We start from the raw sequence: 16,827 nt of genomic DNA on the forward strand, positions 1-16,827 counted from the left end.
CGGCGCACGCCCGCCGCCAGCCACGTCAGACCCGCCACGGCCAGCAGCGGACCGGCCAGGTCGTAGCGGCCGCTGGTCCAGATCCACAGTCCCGGCACCACGACCGCCGCACCGGCCAGGAGGTAGAGCACGAGTTCGGCGGACGTGAACGCGGGCCACGCCGGATGCTGCGCCGCCGCGAAGGCCTCGCGCGGCCCGAGCAACAGAGTGCGCGCCGGATCGCGCACGGCCGCATCGCTCCAGTCCACGGCGAGCACCACACCCGTGCTCAGCACGGCGGCGAGTGCCGCCACGCTCGTGACGAGAGGGGATCGCACGTGGGCCCACCGAACCATCTTCCGACGGCCCCGACTCTCTCAGCTTCCTCCGAGCAAATCGCGGACACAACCGACCCGGTCCGGAGCGGGCCGTCAGCTTTCGCGGTCGCGCCGCGCCGGAACGACCGCGCTCGTCCAGGCACACGCCGACCTGCGGTTCCGTCCGGGACATTGCCCGCGGGCGACCGGGCCACGACCGGCGAGAACACGAGCGGTGAACGAGTTCGACGCATCCCGGTGTCCGACTGTGTGAATCGGGACCGAAGTGCATAAGCTCGGGTATGTGCCTGGTAAACGAGACATCGCCACCCGCCGCGAGCTGACCGACAGCACCGCGCCGGGCGAGCCGAGCGGCAGCACCGCGACCCTGGCGCCGGAGCTGACCTCGGTCGCCCAGGACTACCTGAAGGTCATCTGGACCGCCCAGGAGTGGTCGCAGGAGAAGGTGTCGACCAAGCTGCTGGCCGAACGCATCGGCGTCTCGGCCTCCACCGTCTCCGAAGCCGTGCGCAAGCTCGCCGACCAGGGCCTGGTCGAGCACGCCAGGTACGGCTCGATCACGCTCACCGAGCACGGCCGCCGTGCCGCGGTCGCGATGGTGCGCAGGCACCGGCTGATCGAGACCTTCCTGGTCAACGAACTCGGTTACGGCTGGGACGAGGTGCACGACGAGGCCGAGGTGCTCGAGCACGCGGTCTCCGAACTGCTCATGGCCCGCATCGACGCCAAACTCGGCTACCCGGACCGCGATCCGCACGGCGACCCCATCCCGTCGGTGGACGGCGCGGTGCCGACGCCGCCCGCGCGCCAGCTCAGCGATTTCCAGGCGGGCCAGTCCGGCCGCGTCGCCCGCATCTCCGATTCCGACCCGGACATGCTGCGCTACTTCGACTCCGTCGGCATCGCGCTGGACACCACCATCGCCGTCGTCGAACGCCGCGACTTCGCGGGCACCATCGCCATCCGCATCGGCGATGCCACCGCCACCACCGATCTCGGCCGCCCCGCCGCCGAAGCCATCTGGCTCACGGCCTGACCTACTGCCTCGCAAGCCATTTCGACGCCTCGCAGGGGCTACACCTGCCGCGTGCGTCAGCAGGAGTGGAAGTACGGTTCGAGGCGACTCGGGACGCTGTCGGCTGCGGCGGTGGACCAGCAGGTGTCGTGCGGGAAGGCGACGTAGGTGCGCCAGCCGCCGGGACCGCGGTGGACGATGCGCCGGCTGTCGCCGGGGATGTCCCAGGCGATGACCGCCCAGGCTCCGTCGCATTCACCGACCGTCGCCGCGTGGGCCGCGAGGTCGCCCGCGTCGTCCAGCTCGTCGACGATGGTCGCGGCGGCGCAGGCCGCGGGCGCCGGATCGTTGAAGCGCAGCGTGCCGGTCACGACCTGACCGGATTCGGTGACGAACAGCGTGTGCATTCCCTCGGGCACCGGGTCGGTGCCGGGCGGCGGGTCCATCCGGAATCGGAAGCAACCGACCGGCACCACGAAGACGGCCCGCCCGTCGTCACCGGTCACCGCGTCCCAGTGCGCGATCTCGGTGGCGCCCAACGGAATATCGCGCTGCGCGGTATCGCACGGCCGCATCTGGCGCACGCTGACCGGGACGTCTGGTACCGCGACGCCGCCGAGCGTCACGGTCTCGATGACGGCGGTGCCGTGTACGGGCGAAGCGGGCGGTCGCGGTGCGGGAGCGGGCGACGGCGGCGCAGGGCGCGGTTGCGGGGAGTTGGGGGCGGCGGGCGCCTCGGCGATCTGGGGTGTACGGCCCGCGGTGGTCGCGCTCACGCTCACCGTGGCGCTCGCCGCCGGACGATCCGCCACGTCGGCGTCTCGGCCGCATCCCGCCACGAGCGCGAACACCGCGCACACCACCCCGACGATTCCCACCGCCCGCATCGCCCTAGCCTCCGGATCGAGCCACTCTTACCGACGTATCGACCGAGCGGGAAACGCGTTAACGCAGGTCAACAGGACTGTACGGGGTGTTATGACGGTGCGTCGCGCCTGTGACCGGACCGTGCCGTACGAGGTCCGCGCCGAGCCTCCGTGGGCACGAACGCGGCGGCGAAACCACGCCGTCCTCGCCGAGGTTCGGGCGGCGCGTCGCGCGCGACCGATCGCGCCGTGGTCGAATCGCCCGACACCGCAATCGGTCGCGGGCGTGGCGTCATCGCGCACCGGTCGGCCTGGCCCGCGCGGCGCGTCGTGTTCGGCGGCCAGCCGCGCCCTGCGGCGCAGAGCGCGGGTGATCGTCTGGTAGCCGCCGCTGTGTCGGTCTAGCTCGCGGCATCGAGAACGCGGACCGTGGCGGCGGCCGTCAGGGGTTCGCGATGCTCGGTGAAGAGTTTGGCGACCAGTTCGCCGCGGCTGGTGACGCCGACCTTGTCGAAGACCGACTTCAGATGGTCGCGCACCGTGTGCGGGGAGAGGAACAGCCGCGCGGCGATATCGGCGGTGGGCAGGCCGCGGGCGACGAGTTCGGTCACCTCGAGTTCCCTAGAGGTGAGTTCGTAGGCGGCGACGATCAACTCGGCCACCTCGGCGGGCTTGGCCTGCTCGATCACCAGAGCCGTTGTGCCCGAACGCCCTTCGGCGTCGCGCAGGCAGGTCGCGTGGCACACCAGCCAGCGCCCCGCGGTGGTGCGCACCCGGATCCGCGACGCGACTCCGGTGAGCCGGGCGCGGCCTGCGGTGCTGAGGATCCAGACCGGCAGCGGCAGATCGATGCCGAGCGGGGTCTGCGTGGCAGGGCCGGGCGGCATCTCGGCCAGCAGCTCGCGGGCCTCGTCGTTGAGGGACAGCAGTTCGCCGCCCGCGCCGAACAGCAGCAGACCGGGCGCGGCGGCGAGAGCGGACGGCGGTGTCGCGCTGGGCAGCGCGAAGGCGCGCAATCGCTGCGCCATCGGCGTGCAGAGAACTTGGACCAGGGCGATGTCTTCGGCACGGAACGGCGGCCTGCCCCGCTCGCGGAACAGGCTCAGCTGTCCCCACGGCTGCCCGTCCACCCGGAACACCGCGCGCAACTCGTCGTCGAACCCGCGCGGACGCATGAAGCTGCGGTACAGCGGACTCAGCGTCGGCCGGTCTCCTGTCACCTCCCGCAGCCCGGCCACCGGGACCTTCGCCAGCGCCAGATCGCGGAACAGATTGACGTGTTCGGCGAAAAGCTCCGACTCCCAGTAGGTTCCGCAGCCGCCCTCGTGCAGGTTCTCCACCCGCACCGGCGCCGTGGTGAGCCCGTTGACCGGATCGGTGGCCACCCACACGGCGGCGTCGAACGGCGCGATGCGCCGCAGGCGGGCCGACGCGTCGGCGAACAGCGCGTGCGCGTCGGGCGCGGCGGCGATGCTCGCGAGCAGTGCGTCCAACGCGGTCGTTGCGGTCATGCGTGTCATCCTCGGCCGCCTGTCGCGCGCTCGCCATCCCACATATGAGGGGTAAGCGCCCGCCGCGCGGTGAAATTCCGGCCCACGGAGACCTCGGCCGCGAACACTCGACCCGTCGATCGCGCGTCGCCGGTGGCGAACCCCCTCGATCGCGGGATGTTCCGCGCCGCCGAACCCCGGGACGCTGGGTGCCGCACACACGAAACCGAAGGAGCCCCATGCACATCGGAATCATCGGAGCGGGCGCGGCCGCCGTCGCGCTGCTCGACGCGCTGGCCCTCGCGGACGACAAGCCGAGCGGCGTCACCGTGTTCGACGGCGCGCCCGCGCTCTGGCGGGGCCGCCCGTACCAGCCCGACCTCGACGCGGTGCGGGTGAACGCGCCGCCGCCCATCATGTCGGTGCGCGCGGGCGACCCCGGGCACTACCAGCGCTGGCTTGCGAATCGCGAGGTGGCCGACTACCTCGACGAAGGGCTGGGCCAACCGCTCGTCCCGCGCGCGGTCTACGGCGAGTACCTGGAAGACACCGCGCGCGACGCGATCGCACGACTGGGTCTCGCGGGCTGCCCTGTCCGCGTGGTGCGTTCGGCCGTCACCAGATTCTCCCGCGACGAGCGGGCGGTCCTGCACACCGCGAGTGGCCATCACGTCCCGGTGGACCGGGCCGTCCTCGCGGTCGGCAGCGGCGGCCCGCGTGACCACTACGGGCTCACCGGCACACCCGGCTACGTCAACGAGCCCTATCCCCTCGCCCGCACCGTGGCCGGACTCCCCGCGGACCACCATGTCGCCGTCATCGGCAGCGGTCTGACCGCGGTGGACATCGCCGTCACCCTGGCGGCGAACGGGCACACCGGGCCGATCACGCTGCTCTCACGCAGCGGGCAACTCCCCTTCGTCCAGCAGCGTCCGGTCCGCCTCGACCCCGTGCACTTGACGCCAGGGGCGGTGCGGGAACTGGCTGCGGAGCACGGCGAACTCCACTTCTCCCACTTGGTTTCGCTCATGCGTACCGAACTCACGGCACTGGGACAGGATTTCGACACCCTGGCCGCCGAGATCACCGGCTCCGAGGATCCGGTGATTCGCCTGCGCCGCCAGCTCGACGCGGTCGACGCACCGCACCACGGGCGGCGCCTGCTGGCCATGGTCATCCGCGTCGTCGGCCCGACCGCGTGGCCGCTGTTGGCCGAGCGGGACCGAGAGATGTTGCGCACCGGACACTTCCGCACCATCAACAGCCTGAGCTCGCCGATGGTCCCGCACAACGCGCGCATCGTGCTGCGGCTGCTCGATTCCGGCCAGCTGCGGTTGCGCGCGGGCGTCACCAAGATCGAGGCGCGGTCCGGCGGCGGGTTCACCGTGTACGACGCGCGAAACTGGTCCGCGGACACCGTCTTCAACGCGGTCAACCCGCCCGCCTACACGACGCCCTCGGAAACCCAGCCGCTGGTGGGCGCTCTGCTCGCGGCGGGCGCCGCCGAACCGCATCCGGCGGGTGGCCTGCGCGCCGAACCGGGCACTCGGCGTGCGATGGTCGGCGGTACGCCCGATCCGAGCTGGCATGTGCTCGGCAATCTCGCGGCCGACTCCATGTTCATCGCCACCAACCCGCCCGGACTGGCAGCCGAGGCGGCCGGACTGGTCCGAGGACTGTTCGGCGCGTGACGAATGAACAACGACTCGTGCTCATCCGGTTCCGGGACCGACTCTGCCCCGGATCAGCGCGCGAGTTCGTCCAGCAGAGAGCGGAATTCGGCCGGTGAGAGATAGCCGTCGGCGTCCCGGTCGGCGGCGGCGAGCAGGTCGGCGGCGGGGACGTCGATACGGCCCGCGCCGACGTGCCGGATGAGGGATTCGAGTTCCTCGACCGAGATGCGCCCGTCGCCGTTGGTATCGAAGACGCGGAAGGCGGCGTCGGCGTCGGTCACCTCCAGGCGTCCGGTCACCAAGGCCGCGTCGAATTCGGCCTTGGAGACCAGGAAGTCGCCATCGGTGTCGGCCGCGGCGACCAGCCGCTCTACGGCATCGGCGTCGACCTCCAGCCCGAGCGCGCGGATGCCGTCGGTGATGTCCTGCACGGAGACGAGCCCGTCGTCGTCCCGGTCCCACAGCTCGAACGTATCGACCGGATGTTCACTCATGCCCACTGCCTTCCCACGGCCGCCGACGGTTTCGGACGACGAACCCACGACCACTGTACGGTTCGCCTCCGATTCCGTTGCCGGCGTCCGGGGTCCATCGCGACGGGTGTCGCTCCGCCGGACCGACGTGCGCGAGATCGGCGTGGGCACGCTCGGCCGAGTCATCGGACAGCCACGGCCGCCGCCCGCTTCTCGTCGGCGTCGGCCAACCAGAAATACACCGGCGGGAGAACGAATTCGATGACGGTGAGCACGATCTGGAACCAGTGCGGCCACCCGTACACCGCGAGCGACAGCACCCGGCCGAACGCGCCGAGCAGGAAGATCCCCGCCAGCCAGCGCACGGCCACCGCCGGAATGGGCGTGCGGCGCGCGGTCCAGATCCACGCCACGCCGTAGCCGACGAAGACGGCCCCGAAGAAGCGGCTCTGACTGTCGGCCGTGACACCGGACGAGCCCATGCCCGGCACCGAGTCGATGCCGAGCGCGATGTGGAACACGCCGATCGCCACGCAGGCGACGCCCATCACCAGCGCCAGGACCTTCAGCAGTTTCGCCATGGTCGTTCTCCCTCAGCAGGACGGTATCCCTCTGCCGCGCATCAAGCTTCACGATCCACGGCCACCTTAGTAGACATATGTCTACTAATAGGGATGCTACGACCGCTAGTAGACACACGTCAACTAATATCGTCAGTGATGAGTACCCGCCGCCGCCTCTCCCCCGACGAACGCCGCCGCCTACTGGTGGCGGCGGGCGCCGAGCTGTTCGCCGCACGCGCCTACGACACCGTGCTCATGGAGGACGTGGCCGCCGCGGCGGGCGTGTCCCGCGCCCTGCTGTACCGCCACTTCCCCAGCAAGCGCGACCTGTTCGCGGCCGTCTACCAGCAGGCCGCGGATCGATTGCTGGTGGCGACCGAACTGGACGCCGGGACCCCGCTGCGCGACCAGCTGACGGCCGGGCTGGACGCCCACCTCGACTACTTCGAGGCCAACGCACGCACTGTCATCGCCGCGAACCGGATGCTGGCCGGGGACCCGACCATCCAGTCGATCATCTCCGGGGAACTGGACGAACTGCGCGGTCGCCTGCTGAACGTGATGGGACTGGGCGAGGCCGAACGGGCCGCGGCCTCGTCGGTGTTGATGAGCTGGTTGACGTTCGTCCGCGTCCTCACCGTCGACTGGCTGGAGCACCGCGCGATCAGCCGCACCGACGTACGCGACATCAGCGTCGGCGCGCTGCTCGGCGCGCTCGAGCCTGTCCTCGGGCAGCACGGCGAATAGCGTTGGGCCGGTATACGTTCGGGCACGGCGTCACCGAAGCGATCCGGCGCGCCCGCTGTCAGTCGACCAGGCCGCGCGGGCGGATCACGAAGACCGGCGAGGAGCGCTTGCCCTTCTCCTCGAGCAACGCGATGGCCGTACCATCGGCGGTGAGCGCGGCGTGCACGCCCGCGATGCCGATCGGATCCAACCACCGTCCGTCGCGCAGGGATTCGGCTTCGCGGTCGTCGATCGTGCGGTGCGGGAACGCGATTCGGACCGCCTCGTCGATGCCGAGGTTCAAGGTCGGGTCCTCGGCGAGCTCGTCCAGCGTCCTGGCGTGTTCGAGCGTGAAGGGGCCGACCCTGGTGCGGCGCAGCGCCGTCAGGTGGCCGCCGACCTCCAGCGCGGCGCCCAGATCGCGGGCCAGCGCGCGCACGTAGGTGCCGGACGAGCATTCGACCACGACATCGAGATCGACGAACTCACCGTCCGGAACATCGCGCCGGGCCAGCACGTCGAAGCGGGACACGGTGACCGGCCGGGCGGCCAGCCGCACGTCCTCACCCGCGCGGTGGCGGGCGTAGGCGCGTTCGCCGTTCACCTTGATGGCGCTCACGGTGGCGGGCACCTGGTCGATGTCGCCGGTCAGGGCCGCGATCCGCGCGGCGATGTCGGCGTCGGCGAGGTGCAGCGCGGAGGCGGTCACCAGGGTCTCGCCCTCGGCGTCGTCGGTGGTGGTGGACTGGCCGAGCCGGATGGTGGCGGTGTACGCCTTCGTGGTCAGCGTCAGCAGGCCGAGCAGCTTGGTGGCCCGTTCGACGCCGAGTACCAGCACGCCGGTCGCCATCGGGTCGAGCGTGCCCGCGTGCCCGACCTTCTTGGTGCGCAACAACTTCCGGCACTTGGCCACCATGTCGTGGCTGGTCCAGCCGCCGTCCTTGTCGACGATCAGCAGGCCGCCGAGCACGTCGGGGCGCTGCGCCTGGGTGGTCGGTCCGGTCATCAGGCGTGCGCGATCGCGGTCAGGATCAGCCCGTCGGCGATCAGCCAGCGTCCGTCGAACGAGGTCAGCGGCAGCCCACCGTCGTTGGTCTGGCCCGGCACCAGCAGCTGGCTGCGGAAGGTGCCCGAGCCCGTGCCGTCGGCGTTCTCCTCGACGGTGAAGGTGATGTGCGCCTCCTCGAAACCGAGCCAGCGGGTGGTCAGCGGGAACCACGCCTTGTAGGTGGCTTCCTTGGCGCAGAACAACAGCCGATCCAGGTGTAGTCGAGAATCGGTGTCGTGCAACCAGTCCCGTTCGGCGGGCAGGCTCACCGAATCGAGCACGCCGTCCGGCAGCGCGCCGTGCGGCTCGGCGTCGATGCCGATCGAGCGGAAGCGCATCTTGTGCGCCAGCGCCGCGGCGCGGTAGCCGTCGCAGTGCGTGAGGCTGCCCACGATGCCGCGCGGGAACACCGGAGCTCCCCGCTCGCCCTTGCCGATCGCGACCGGCGGCTCGCCGAGCTGCTCCAGGGCCAGCCGGGCGCAGTGGCGGGCGCCGATGAAGTCGCGCCGCCGCTTCTCCACCGACTTCGCGATGAGATGCTCTTCGGCCGGATGCGGCTTCAGATCCTCCGGGTACGCCAACAGCTCGGCCGAGGCGACATCACTGGGCAGAATGTTCTCGATCATCGGCTCCGAGCCTAGTCGAGGCGTACCGCCGCATCGGCTCCAGCCATGCGCGAGGTCGGCGACGGACTCCGTCCCCGAGCGCCTGCCGGTGGCCGGTTCAGACGCCGCGCCTGCGCTGGGCGCGGCTGCGCATCTCGGCCGCAGCCGCCTCCATCTCGGGGGTGACCTTGAAGTGGCCGCCCCACTTGTTCAGCGTGCCCGGCGGGTACTCCGGGGCGGGCAGGATCTGGCGCAGCAGCTTGTCCGGCAGACCGCGGCGCTGCCATTCGCGCGGATAGCCGAGCGAGACCTCCTCGAAGCGCACGCCGTCGTAGTAGGAGGTGCGCGGAATGTGCAAGTGCCCGTACACCGAGCACACCACGTTGTAGCTGGTGTGCCAGTCGGCGGTCAGATCGGTGCCGCACCACAGCGCGAACTCGGGGTAGAACAGCACATCGGTGGGCTGGCGCACCAGCGGGAAGTGGTTGATCAACACCAGCGGCGTCTCCGGCGGGAGCGCGTCCAGCTTGCGCTTGGTGACCTGCACCCGGGCGTGACACCAGGCATCCCTGGTCAGATACGGATCCGGGGACAGCAGGAACTCGTCGGTGGCGACCACGTTGCGCTCGCGCGCGATGGCCAGGCCCTCGGCCTTGGTGGTGGCGCCCTCCGGGAGGAACGAGTAGTCGTAGAGCAGGAACATCGGGGCCAGCGTCACCGCGCCGCCGTGCGCCTCGCTGCCCGGGCCACGCCACACCGGGAACGGGTCCTCGGGCGTGACGACGTCCAGGTCGCGGCAGATCGACACCAGATAGTCGTAGCGCGCGACGCCGTGCATCTGCACGGGATCCTTCGCCGTGGTCCATAGCTCGTGATTGCCGGGCACCCAGATCACCTTCGCGAACCGGCTGCGCAGCAGTTCCAGCGCCCACCGGATGTCCTCGGTCTTCTCGCCCACGTCGCCGGCCACGATCAGCCAGTCCTCCGGCGAGTCCGGCTGGATCTGCTCCACGATCGGCCGGTTCCCCTGATGCCCGACGTGTACGTCGCTCACCGCCATCAACTTGGGTATCACCAGACCCACCTTGTCACATCCGAGGCGACCACCGGCCGCCTGCCTCCATCGACACCATTCGTCCCCGATCCGAACACGCCGGGCGGGCGCGGCATTCCGGCGGGCGAGGTCGCGTCAGGCGTGCGTCCAGTGGATCCGGGCATTCGGCGCGAAACCGGCGGCCACGGTGAGCGTGCCGTTGGGTTCACGGCGGCACGACGCCACGCCGATGTGGCACGGGCGCGGGAGATCCGGCGGTACCCGGACGCCACCGTCGATCTCGTACCGCGTGTTGGTGACCTTCCACGCGCGCGCCTCCGGCTCATCCGGGGTAGCCGGTGGGCGATCGGTGCACGCTACGACCATCACCTCGGTGATTCCCGTCGGCCATACGAAGGTCAGCAGACCCGCGCGTTCGGCTAGGCCGGTGACGACGGGGATGCCGCTGGGCATCGGATCGTCCTGTGCGACCGGGGAGGCGGCTTGCGGCGCGGCCCACCCCGGCCGGGCAGCAGCCGGATCAGGCCGGGCGACGCCGCCTGCCTCGGCGACCGAGCCGGGTCCCTGCGGAATGACGGGGTGCGGCTGCGTCCCCTGCACGGGCGGGACGGCCGAGTTGTACGGTACGACCGGGGAGGCAGCTTGCGGCGTGGCCCGCTCCGGCCGGACAGCAGCCGGATCAGGCCGGGCGACGCTGCCCGGCTCGGTGAACGCACCGGGGCCCTGCGCAACGACGGGGTCCGGCTGCGTCCCCTGCACGGGCGGGACGGCTGAGTTTGGCTGTACGACCACGCCAGGGTCCTGCGCAACGACAGGGTGCGGCTGCGTCGTCTGCGTGGGCGGGGTAGCCGAGTTGTGCTGACCGACCACGCCGGGCTCGGCGCTTGCGCCCGGCTCGAGCGTCGAACCACCGGAGCCACCGACAAGACCGGGCTCGGTATTCACAGCGGGCTCGACGGTCGAACCGCCGACAGCGCCGAAGCCGGAGCTCCCACCGGGCTCGCTGGTCGAAGCACCAGAGCCGACCGGACCGGGCTCGGTTCTCGTAGCGGGGTCGGTCGGACCGCCAACCCCGCCGGGGTCGAAGCTCGCACCGGGCTCGCTCGTCGAACCTCCCGAGCCGACGGCGCCGGGCCGTGCCGAACCGGAAGAGTTTGCCGCGGTTTGAGCAGTGCGGTCGGCGCGGGGTTCGGGAGGGGCGTCGGAGCGCACGGTGTCGGAGTAGCGACCGGAGGTGGCGGCGGCGACGGCGTAGACCGGGGTTTCACCGGTCGGCGCTCCGCCGTCTTCGAGTTCGGTGCCGCGGGTGCGGCCGACCACACGCCACGAGCCGTCCGGCTGGAGACGGGTGATGCGGTAATCGACATCGTCGGCCGATGCGGGCGACCACGTCACTCGCACCGAGCCGTTCGTCATGCGGGTAGCCGTCACTCGCCCGGGGGCGGGGAGAGGGGTGGCGGCCAGCGCCTCGCTCGCCCCGGGGTGATCGAGGCACGCGGCTTGGGCGGCGCGCAGTGTGCGCGAACGTTCGGCGGGCGGGCCCGCCGCCGCGGCGGCGACCAAACGGTCGGCCTCGGCGACGGCCCGTTCGGCTTCGGCGAGCAGTTCGTCGAGGCCCGTGGTGGACCCGGTGGGCGGCGGCACGTCGGCGGCGACGCGACGCAGCTCGCGGAGATGTTCGAGCGCCTCGACATAGCGGGTGGCCGCGCGCGCCGCGAGGGCGACGCGCCAGTGCCGCGCCGCCTCGGCGAGCACCCGTTCCACGTCGTCGGACACCGAGCGGATGGGCGTCGTGCCCTCGTTGTGCGGGTCCAGTCCCCTGGCCTCGGCGATGTACCGCGCGGCCTCTTGCGGGTGCCCGTTGCGCAGCGCCGCCCGCGCGGCCTTCAGCGGCTCCTCCCACAGCCGTCGCGCCGGCGCCGGGCTCGGAGTCGACGGGGCGGGGGTGTGCGCCGGCGGTGCGGGCCGCGCGGATCCCACAGCGCGCGAACCCAATTCGGCGGCGAGATCTTCGAGCAATCGACTCGCGTCGCGCGGGTCCATACCGAGGGCGATCGCCTCGTCGAGCAGGAACTCGTAGTCCTCCCCCACCAGCTCGTCCTCGATGAGCACAGCCGCACGCACCTTGGGCCGCAGTTCCGCGGTGACGTCCTCGACGATCGAGGCGACGTACTCGGCCACCACCGGCCCGCCCGGCTCCAGCAGATCCTGCACGTGCACCAGCAGTTCGTCGAGCACCACCCGCATCCGCCCCGGCGGCAGCTCGCGCGACCGCGCGCGCAACGCGTCGGCGCGCAGCCGGATCTCGCCGGTGTGGGTGGCGCGGCTCGGATCCAGCCCGAGCAGCCCGAGCAGTGTCGGCGCGGGCGGACCGTCCACCAGCCGCGCCCATTCGGCGAGCAGCCCGCGGATCTGAGTGCGTCGCTGGTCGGAGAGTGCGCCGGTGGCCTGGGGCGCGGCGGGCGGCTGCTCGTTCTGGATGATCCGATGGCGGCGCAGGCGGGTGGCGACCTCGGCGGCGGTGAGCCCGCCCATCGATCCGATCTCCTCCAGCCCCGGCACTTTCGCGGCGGGCACCCCGCCGTGGCGCTGCACCAGCCGGGAGATCGCGACGTCGAGCATCTCGTACCGTTCCGCGTCGCGCTGTTCGCGCTCCTGCCGGATTCGGATCGCCTCGGCCCGTCGCGCGGACGCGTCGAGCAGCAGGAAGGACAGCCGGTCGTGGCTTTCCACCAGCAGCCCGACCAACACGCGGTACTTCGGATGGTCACGCTGGCGCTGCCAGAAGCCCCACACCTCGGCCACCCGGGCGGACACCTCGGCGTCGCCGAGGGTCTCGGCTTCGTCGAGCGGAATGTCGTAGAGCTCGAACGGGTCGGAATGCTCGATGCCGCCGCGGCGCTCGACCGCGGCGAGCACCCGCTTGCGGTAGTCGTTGGGGTCGAATGCGTGCATGGCGGCTCAGCTGTCGCGGCGCCGGGAGCGCTGCACCTGGTCGAGTTCCCGCGCGACGTCGGACTGGGACAGGGTGGCTCCGGTCTGCGCCGACAACGTCAGCGGCATGTCGGCGTCGACGTGGTGCGCGGTCACGTGCAGCACGCCGTCGAAACCCATCTCGAAGGTGACGCGCACCTCGCTGCCCGCGGGATAGCCCGGGGGAATGCCGCGAATCCGGCCCTCCACAAGTACTTTCGTGTCCTCGGGACGCACCGAGGCGGCCTGCCCCTGCTGTTCCACGATGGTCAGCTCGATCTGGTCCTGGTCCTCGCGCACGGTGCCGAACGAACGGCGCACCCGCACCGGCAGCGTCTGGTTGCGGTGCACCAGCCAGGCGGCCGCCAGCCCGTAGTGCGAATCCAGCGCCAGCACACCGAATCCGCGCGATACGACGGTGTCGACCTGGATCTCCAGCATCCGCCGCACCAAGCTCACCGGCTGGCCGAACGACTCCGCGACCCGGGCGATCGACTGGTCCAGATCCGCGGGCGCCGCCTCGTTCAGTCCGGAGCCGTCCCGCAGCCTGCCGCGGGTGACCAGGTCGGCGACGATCAACCGTTCCATCTCGAGCTTCTCGCCGTAGAGCGCCGCACCGCGCGCCACCGACAGGTCAGGGTCGCGCAGCTCGCCGATCAGGCCGAGTTCCTTGGTCAATTCGCGTGCGACCATCGGCATCCGGGAGGAGCCGCCCACCAGCAGCAGCCGGTCGATCGACGTCACGCCGCGCTTGCCCGCCGCGGCGAGGCAGTCCCTGGTGAGATCGAGGGTGCGGCGCATCAGCGAGGCCGTCATCGACTCGAGTTCGTCCCTGGTCAGCGTGACGACGGCGCGCGCTCCGTCGTGCGCGACCACCACCTCGGTGCTCTCCAGTTCACTGAGTTCGCGTTTGGCCCGCTCGGCGGCCAGCACCAGCATCTGCGAACCGGCCGAATCGTCCAGCGGGTCTTCGGCATCGGGGTTGGCCGCGCAGAACCGCTGGGACAGGTACAGGGCGATCCGCTCGTCCCAGTCCGCGCCGCCCAGCTGATGGTCGCCTTCCACGGCGAGCACGGAGATACGCCGGTCGGCCAGCTCGATGACGGTGGCGTCGAAGGTGCCGCCGCCGAGGTCGTAGACGAGAACGGTCTCGCGCGCACCGGATGTGCCGATGTCCACGCCGCCGTCGAGCCTGCCGAACCCGTAGGAGAACGCCGCCGCGATCGGCTCGGACAGCACGCCGGCGACGTCGAAGCCCGCGTAGGCGCCCGCCTGGATCGTGGCGCGGCGCTCCTCGTCGCCGAAGTACGCGGGCACCGTGATCACGGCGCGCAGCACCGGTTCGCCGCCGCCGAATTCCGCGTCGGCGGCGAGACTCTTGAGGATCAGCGCCGACACGGCGGGCGCCGACCAGGTCTCGCCGTGCGCCGCGAAACGCCACTCCGAGTCGCCCATCCGGCGCTTCACCAGCGAGCACACGTGCTCGGGATCCAGCCGGGCCTGCCGCCGGGCGCCCTCGCCCACCAGATGATCGAAGGCGGATGCGAACAGCACGACGGAGGGAACCGTCGGTTCCCCGTTCATGCCGATCATTACTTCGGGCCGACCGTCGGCGTCGATCCGCGCGATCGCCGAGTTCGTTGTGCCCAGGTCGATGCCGTAGACCCCCATGGCAGGCGATGGTATCAGCCGGGTCCGACAGCGGCGCAGCGACCGTTCGGCGAATCCGGCTGACGCCCAATCCAATAGCCGCGCGCCCCGGCTATGGTGCGATCATGACGGAACCAGTCGCGGAATCGCTCGCCCAACTCGTCGAACGCGTCGACGACCTGTCCCGGGTCGTCGCCCGCCAGGCCGCCACCATCGAGCGCCTCGCCGACGAGGCCAAGGCCCGCGCCCGCCAGGACCGCGCGGGCGCCGATCTGCCGCTGGTGGTCGAGCTGTTCGCGCTGCACGGCGACACCGCCGCCTGCGCCGCCACCGCCGAGACCCCGAGGGAGCGAGCGGCGTTCGAGGCCATCGTCGCGCGCGTCGAGCGGCTGCTCACCGGCCGGGGCGCGGCGCTGGTCACGCCGCGACCCGACGACCCTTTCGACTCGCTCACCATGGAGGCCGCCGACGTCACCGCGACCGCCGACCCGGATGCCGACCGCACCGTCGAGGCGCTGGTACAGCCCGGCCTCACCGTCGCGGGCCGGTCGGTGCGTCCCGCGGGCGTCGTCGTCCGCCGCTTCCGCGCGACCGAGAACGCCGCGGTGAATTTGGCCTGAGTCCGCGTCAGCGACCGCGCTCATAGGAGTGATCGGGTCGTTCGACCCGCCGGAATTCGTGCACCACGAGCGTCGGCGTCCCGTCGCGATCGCGGCGCGCGCTGTCTTGTTCGACGACGCCGCGCACCTCCAGCCAGGTGTCCTCGTCGAGTGACTCCTCGATACCGGTCAGGTGCAACCGGATGTAGCGGGCGTCCGCGACACAGCAGGTGATGACCACGCGGGCCAGGTCGATCCCGTAGCCGCGCATGCGGCGCAGCACGAAACCGCTGACGGTGATCTCGCGGCCGTCCAGCGACCGCGTGGCGTCGAGTGTCGCGCGGTTCACCACCTCGCTGATCGAGACGATGGGAGCGGGCTCGTCGGGCAGCGGCGGGTAGTCGATCAGCTCGGGTTGCGCCACAACGGGATCCGGCGGGCGGATCGCCGAACTGGTCACCGCGGCTCCCGCGCCGAGCGCGGGCGGCGCCACCAGCAGGAGCACGGCGACCGGCGCGAGCAGCAACCACTGGACACGCCCGTGCTCGTGCTCGTGGCGATGGTTGCTGCCGCGCGACGACCCGCGATACAGGTCGCCGATGATGGCCGCGGTGCCGAGCGCGACGATGCCGATCCCGCTGACCAGCAGGAACGGAAAGAGCCCCGGTTTGACGTAGCGCAGGTAAGTGCCGTCGAAAGTGATGCGCAGCACCGCGATTCCGATCAGCAGCACGAGCAGATTCTGCGTTTCCCGCCTCATCGCGTACCCCCGAGGAAGACATAGCCCGCCACCGTCGCGCAGACGATCGCGACGACGAAAGTCGACGGCGCGAACCACATCGCGAACCGCCGCCCGAACGCGCCGGCCTGCATCGCGAACAGCTTGACGTCCACGGCAGGCCCGACAACGAGGAACACCAGCCGCGGCAGCAGCGGCAGCGTCGACATACTCGCCGCGACGAACGCGTCGGCCTCCGAGCACAGCGCGAGCACCACCGCCAGCACCGCGAGCACCAGGACGGCCAGCAGCATCTGGGTGGCCAGCTGCTCGAACCATCGCGGCGGGACGAGCACGTGCAACGCCGCCGCGGTGGCCGCGCCGAGCACCAGGAACGCGCCGGCTTGCAACAGGTCGTGCCGGGCTGCCTCGGCGAAGACCTCGGCCCGACTGCGGCCGGTTACGCAGTGGCCGGGCCCGCCGCGCGGCAGCATCCAGGCGGGGCTGCCGAAACGCGACCACAGCAGTCCCATCACGAGCGCGGTTGCCAATGAGCCCGCGAACCGCGCCGCCACCATCCCGGGCTCGCCGGGAAACGCGACCGCGGTGGCGACCAGCACCACCGGGTTGATCGCGGGCGCCGACAGCAGGAAGGCCAGCGCCGCCGAACTCGGCGCACCCTGATCGATCAGCCTGCGCGCCACCGGTACCACGCCGCATTCGCACCCTGGCAGCGCGACCCCCGCCAGCCCGCCGACTCCGATCGCCGCGGTCTCGTTGCGGGGCAAGACCTTCCGCAGCAGCGCGGGCGAGACGAACGCGGCGATCGCGCCGCTGACAACTACCCCGAGCACGAGAAAAGGAATGGCCTGCACGAAAACTCCGACGAACATCGTCAGCGCGGTCTGTAGCCGCACTTGCGCGTCGATCGCCGAGGCCAGCTGCGCCTGCCAGGCGATGCCCGCCACCAGCAATCCGGCGAGAACGTAGGTCGACGACACCCGGGTTCGCGCGCGGCGCGCTGTCAGCTGCTCGAGCATTCCCACATCTTGCCAGG

At 71.3% G+C, this 16,827-nt stretch carries 15 protein-coding genes; 4 read left to right on the forward strand and 11 right to left on the reverse strand.

All coding sequences use genetic code 11. The annotated features are described in order from the left end of the window. The first annotated feature begins 684 nt into the window (after positions 1-684). Complete coding sequence (locus AC3EO7_RS17980; protein ID WP_431969538.1) at positions 685-1,353, forward strand: metal-dependent transcriptional regulator; 669 nt, start codon at positions 685-687, stop codon at positions 1,351-1,353. 56 nt (positions 1,354-1,409) lie between these two features. On the opposite strand, the gene AC3EO7_RS17985 is transcribed toward AC3EO7_RS17980, so the two are convergent. Together AC3EO7_RS17985 and AC3EO7_RS17990 are read right to left on the reverse strand one after the other, a co-directional pair. Beyond that, positions 1,410-2,219: a hypothetical protein gene (locus AC3EO7_RS17985; protein ID WP_435591812.1), complete on the reverse strand. Its 810-nt coding sequence runs from the start codon at positions 2,217-2,219 to the stop codon at positions 1,410-1,412. Between the two features lie 380 nt (positions 2,220-2,599). After that, positions 2,600-3,709: a LuxR C-terminal-related transcriptional regulator gene (locus tag AC3EO7_RS17990; RefSeq protein ID WP_431969256.1), complete on the reverse strand. Its 1,110-nt coding sequence runs from the start codon at positions 3,707-3,709 to the stop codon at positions 2,600-2,602. A gap of 218 nt (positions 3,710-3,927) precedes the next feature. Here AC3EO7_RS17990 and AC3EO7_RS17995 point away from each other — a divergent pair, with 218 nt between their 5' ends. Next, on the forward strand, positions 3,928-5,379 hold the full coding sequence (locus AC3EO7_RS17995) for an FAD/NAD(P)-binding protein (RefSeq protein ID WP_435591813.1): 1,452 nt from the start codon (positions 3,928-3,930) through the stop codon (positions 5,377-5,379). Between the two features lie 53 nt (positions 5,380-5,432). On the opposite strand, the gene AC3EO7_RS18000 is transcribed toward AC3EO7_RS17995, so the two are convergent. Then, a complete protein-coding gene (locus AC3EO7_RS18000) occupies positions 5,433-5,855 on the reverse strand; it encodes an EF-hand domain-containing protein (protein ID WP_431969260.1) in 423 nt (140 codons plus the stop codon). A gap of 161 nt (positions 5,856-6,016) precedes the next feature. Then, complete coding sequence (locus AC3EO7_RS18005) at positions 6,017-6,415, reverse strand: DUF4345 domain-containing protein (RefSeq protein ID WP_431969262.1); 399 nt, start codon at positions 6,413-6,415, stop codon at positions 6,017-6,019. A 138-nt stretch (positions 6,416-6,553) separates the two neighbouring features. On the opposite strand from AC3EO7_RS18005, the gene AC3EO7_RS18010 reads away from it, so the two are divergent. Then, entirely contained in the window at positions 6,554-7,144 is a 591-nt protein-coding gene (locus tag AC3EO7_RS18010) for a TetR/AcrR family transcriptional regulator (RefSeq protein ID WP_435591814.1), read from the forward strand. A gap of 58 nt (positions 7,145-7,202) precedes the next feature. Here AC3EO7_RS18010 and truB read toward each other — a convergent pair whose 3' ends face one another. The 5 genes from truB to AC3EO7_RS18035 all read right to left on the reverse strand — a co-directional run bounded on the left by truB (position 7,203) and on the right by AC3EO7_RS18035 (position 14,474). Beyond that, positions 7,203-8,129 carry a tRNA pseudouridine(55) synthase TruB gene (gene truB, locus AC3EO7_RS18015; RefSeq protein WP_435591815.1) on the reverse strand — a complete coding sequence of 309 codons (927 nt, stop codon included), beginning with the start codon at positions 8,127-8,129 and terminating at the stop codon, positions 7,203-7,205. Continuing rightward, the gene (npt, locus tag AC3EO7_RS18020; RefSeq protein ID WP_431969268.1) at positions 8,129-8,797 is read right to left on the reverse strand and encodes a 4'-phosphopantetheinyl transferase Npt; all 669 of its coding nucleotides are present in this window, start codon (positions 8,795-8,797) and stop codon (positions 8,129-8,131) included. The genes truB and npt overlap by 1 nt, the downstream gene beginning before the upstream one ends. 97 nt (positions 8,798-8,894) lie before the next feature. Next, on the reverse strand, positions 8,895-9,851 hold the full coding sequence (locus AC3EO7_RS18025; RefSeq protein WP_435591816.1) for a metallophosphoesterase family protein: 957 nt from the start codon (positions 9,849-9,851) through the stop codon (positions 8,895-8,897). Between the two features lie 114 nt (positions 9,852-9,965). Then, the gene (locus AC3EO7_RS18030; RefSeq protein ID WP_435591817.1) at positions 9,966-12,785 is read right to left on the reverse strand and encodes a SaeA-related protein; all 2,820 of its coding nucleotides are present in this window, start codon (positions 12,783-12,785) and stop codon (positions 9,966-9,968) included. Between the two features lie 6 nt (positions 12,786-12,791). After that, positions 12,792-14,474: an Hsp70 family protein gene (locus AC3EO7_RS18035; RefSeq protein WP_435591818.1), complete on the reverse strand. Its 1,683-nt coding sequence runs from the start codon at positions 14,472-14,474 to the stop codon at positions 12,792-12,794. A gap of 104 nt (positions 14,475-14,578) precedes the next feature. Between AC3EO7_RS18035 and AC3EO7_RS18040 the strand changes: the two genes are divergently transcribed. Further along, on the forward strand, positions 14,579-15,073 hold the full coding sequence (locus tag AC3EO7_RS18040) for a nucleotide exchange factor GrpE (RefSeq protein WP_431969276.1): 495 nt from the start codon (positions 14,579-14,581) through the stop codon (positions 15,071-15,073). A gap of 7 nt (positions 15,074-15,080) precedes the next feature. Here the strand turns inward: AC3EO7_RS18040 and AC3EO7_RS18045 are convergent, their stop codons facing one another. Both AC3EO7_RS18045 and AC3EO7_RS18050 read right to left on the reverse strand, forming a co-directional pair. Next, complete coding sequence (locus tag AC3EO7_RS18045) at positions 15,081-15,785, reverse strand: TIGR03943 family putative permease subunit (protein ID WP_435591819.1); 705 nt, start codon at positions 15,783-15,785, stop codon at positions 15,081-15,083. Between the two features lie 23 nt (positions 15,786-15,808). Further along, entirely contained in the window at positions 15,809-16,810 is a 1,002-nt protein-coding gene (locus tag AC3EO7_RS18050; protein WP_435591820.1) for a permease, read from the reverse strand. Between the last annotated feature and the right edge of the window lie 17 nt (positions 16,811-16,827).

It is taken from the genome of Nocardia sp. bgisy118 (genome assembly GCF_057708605.1).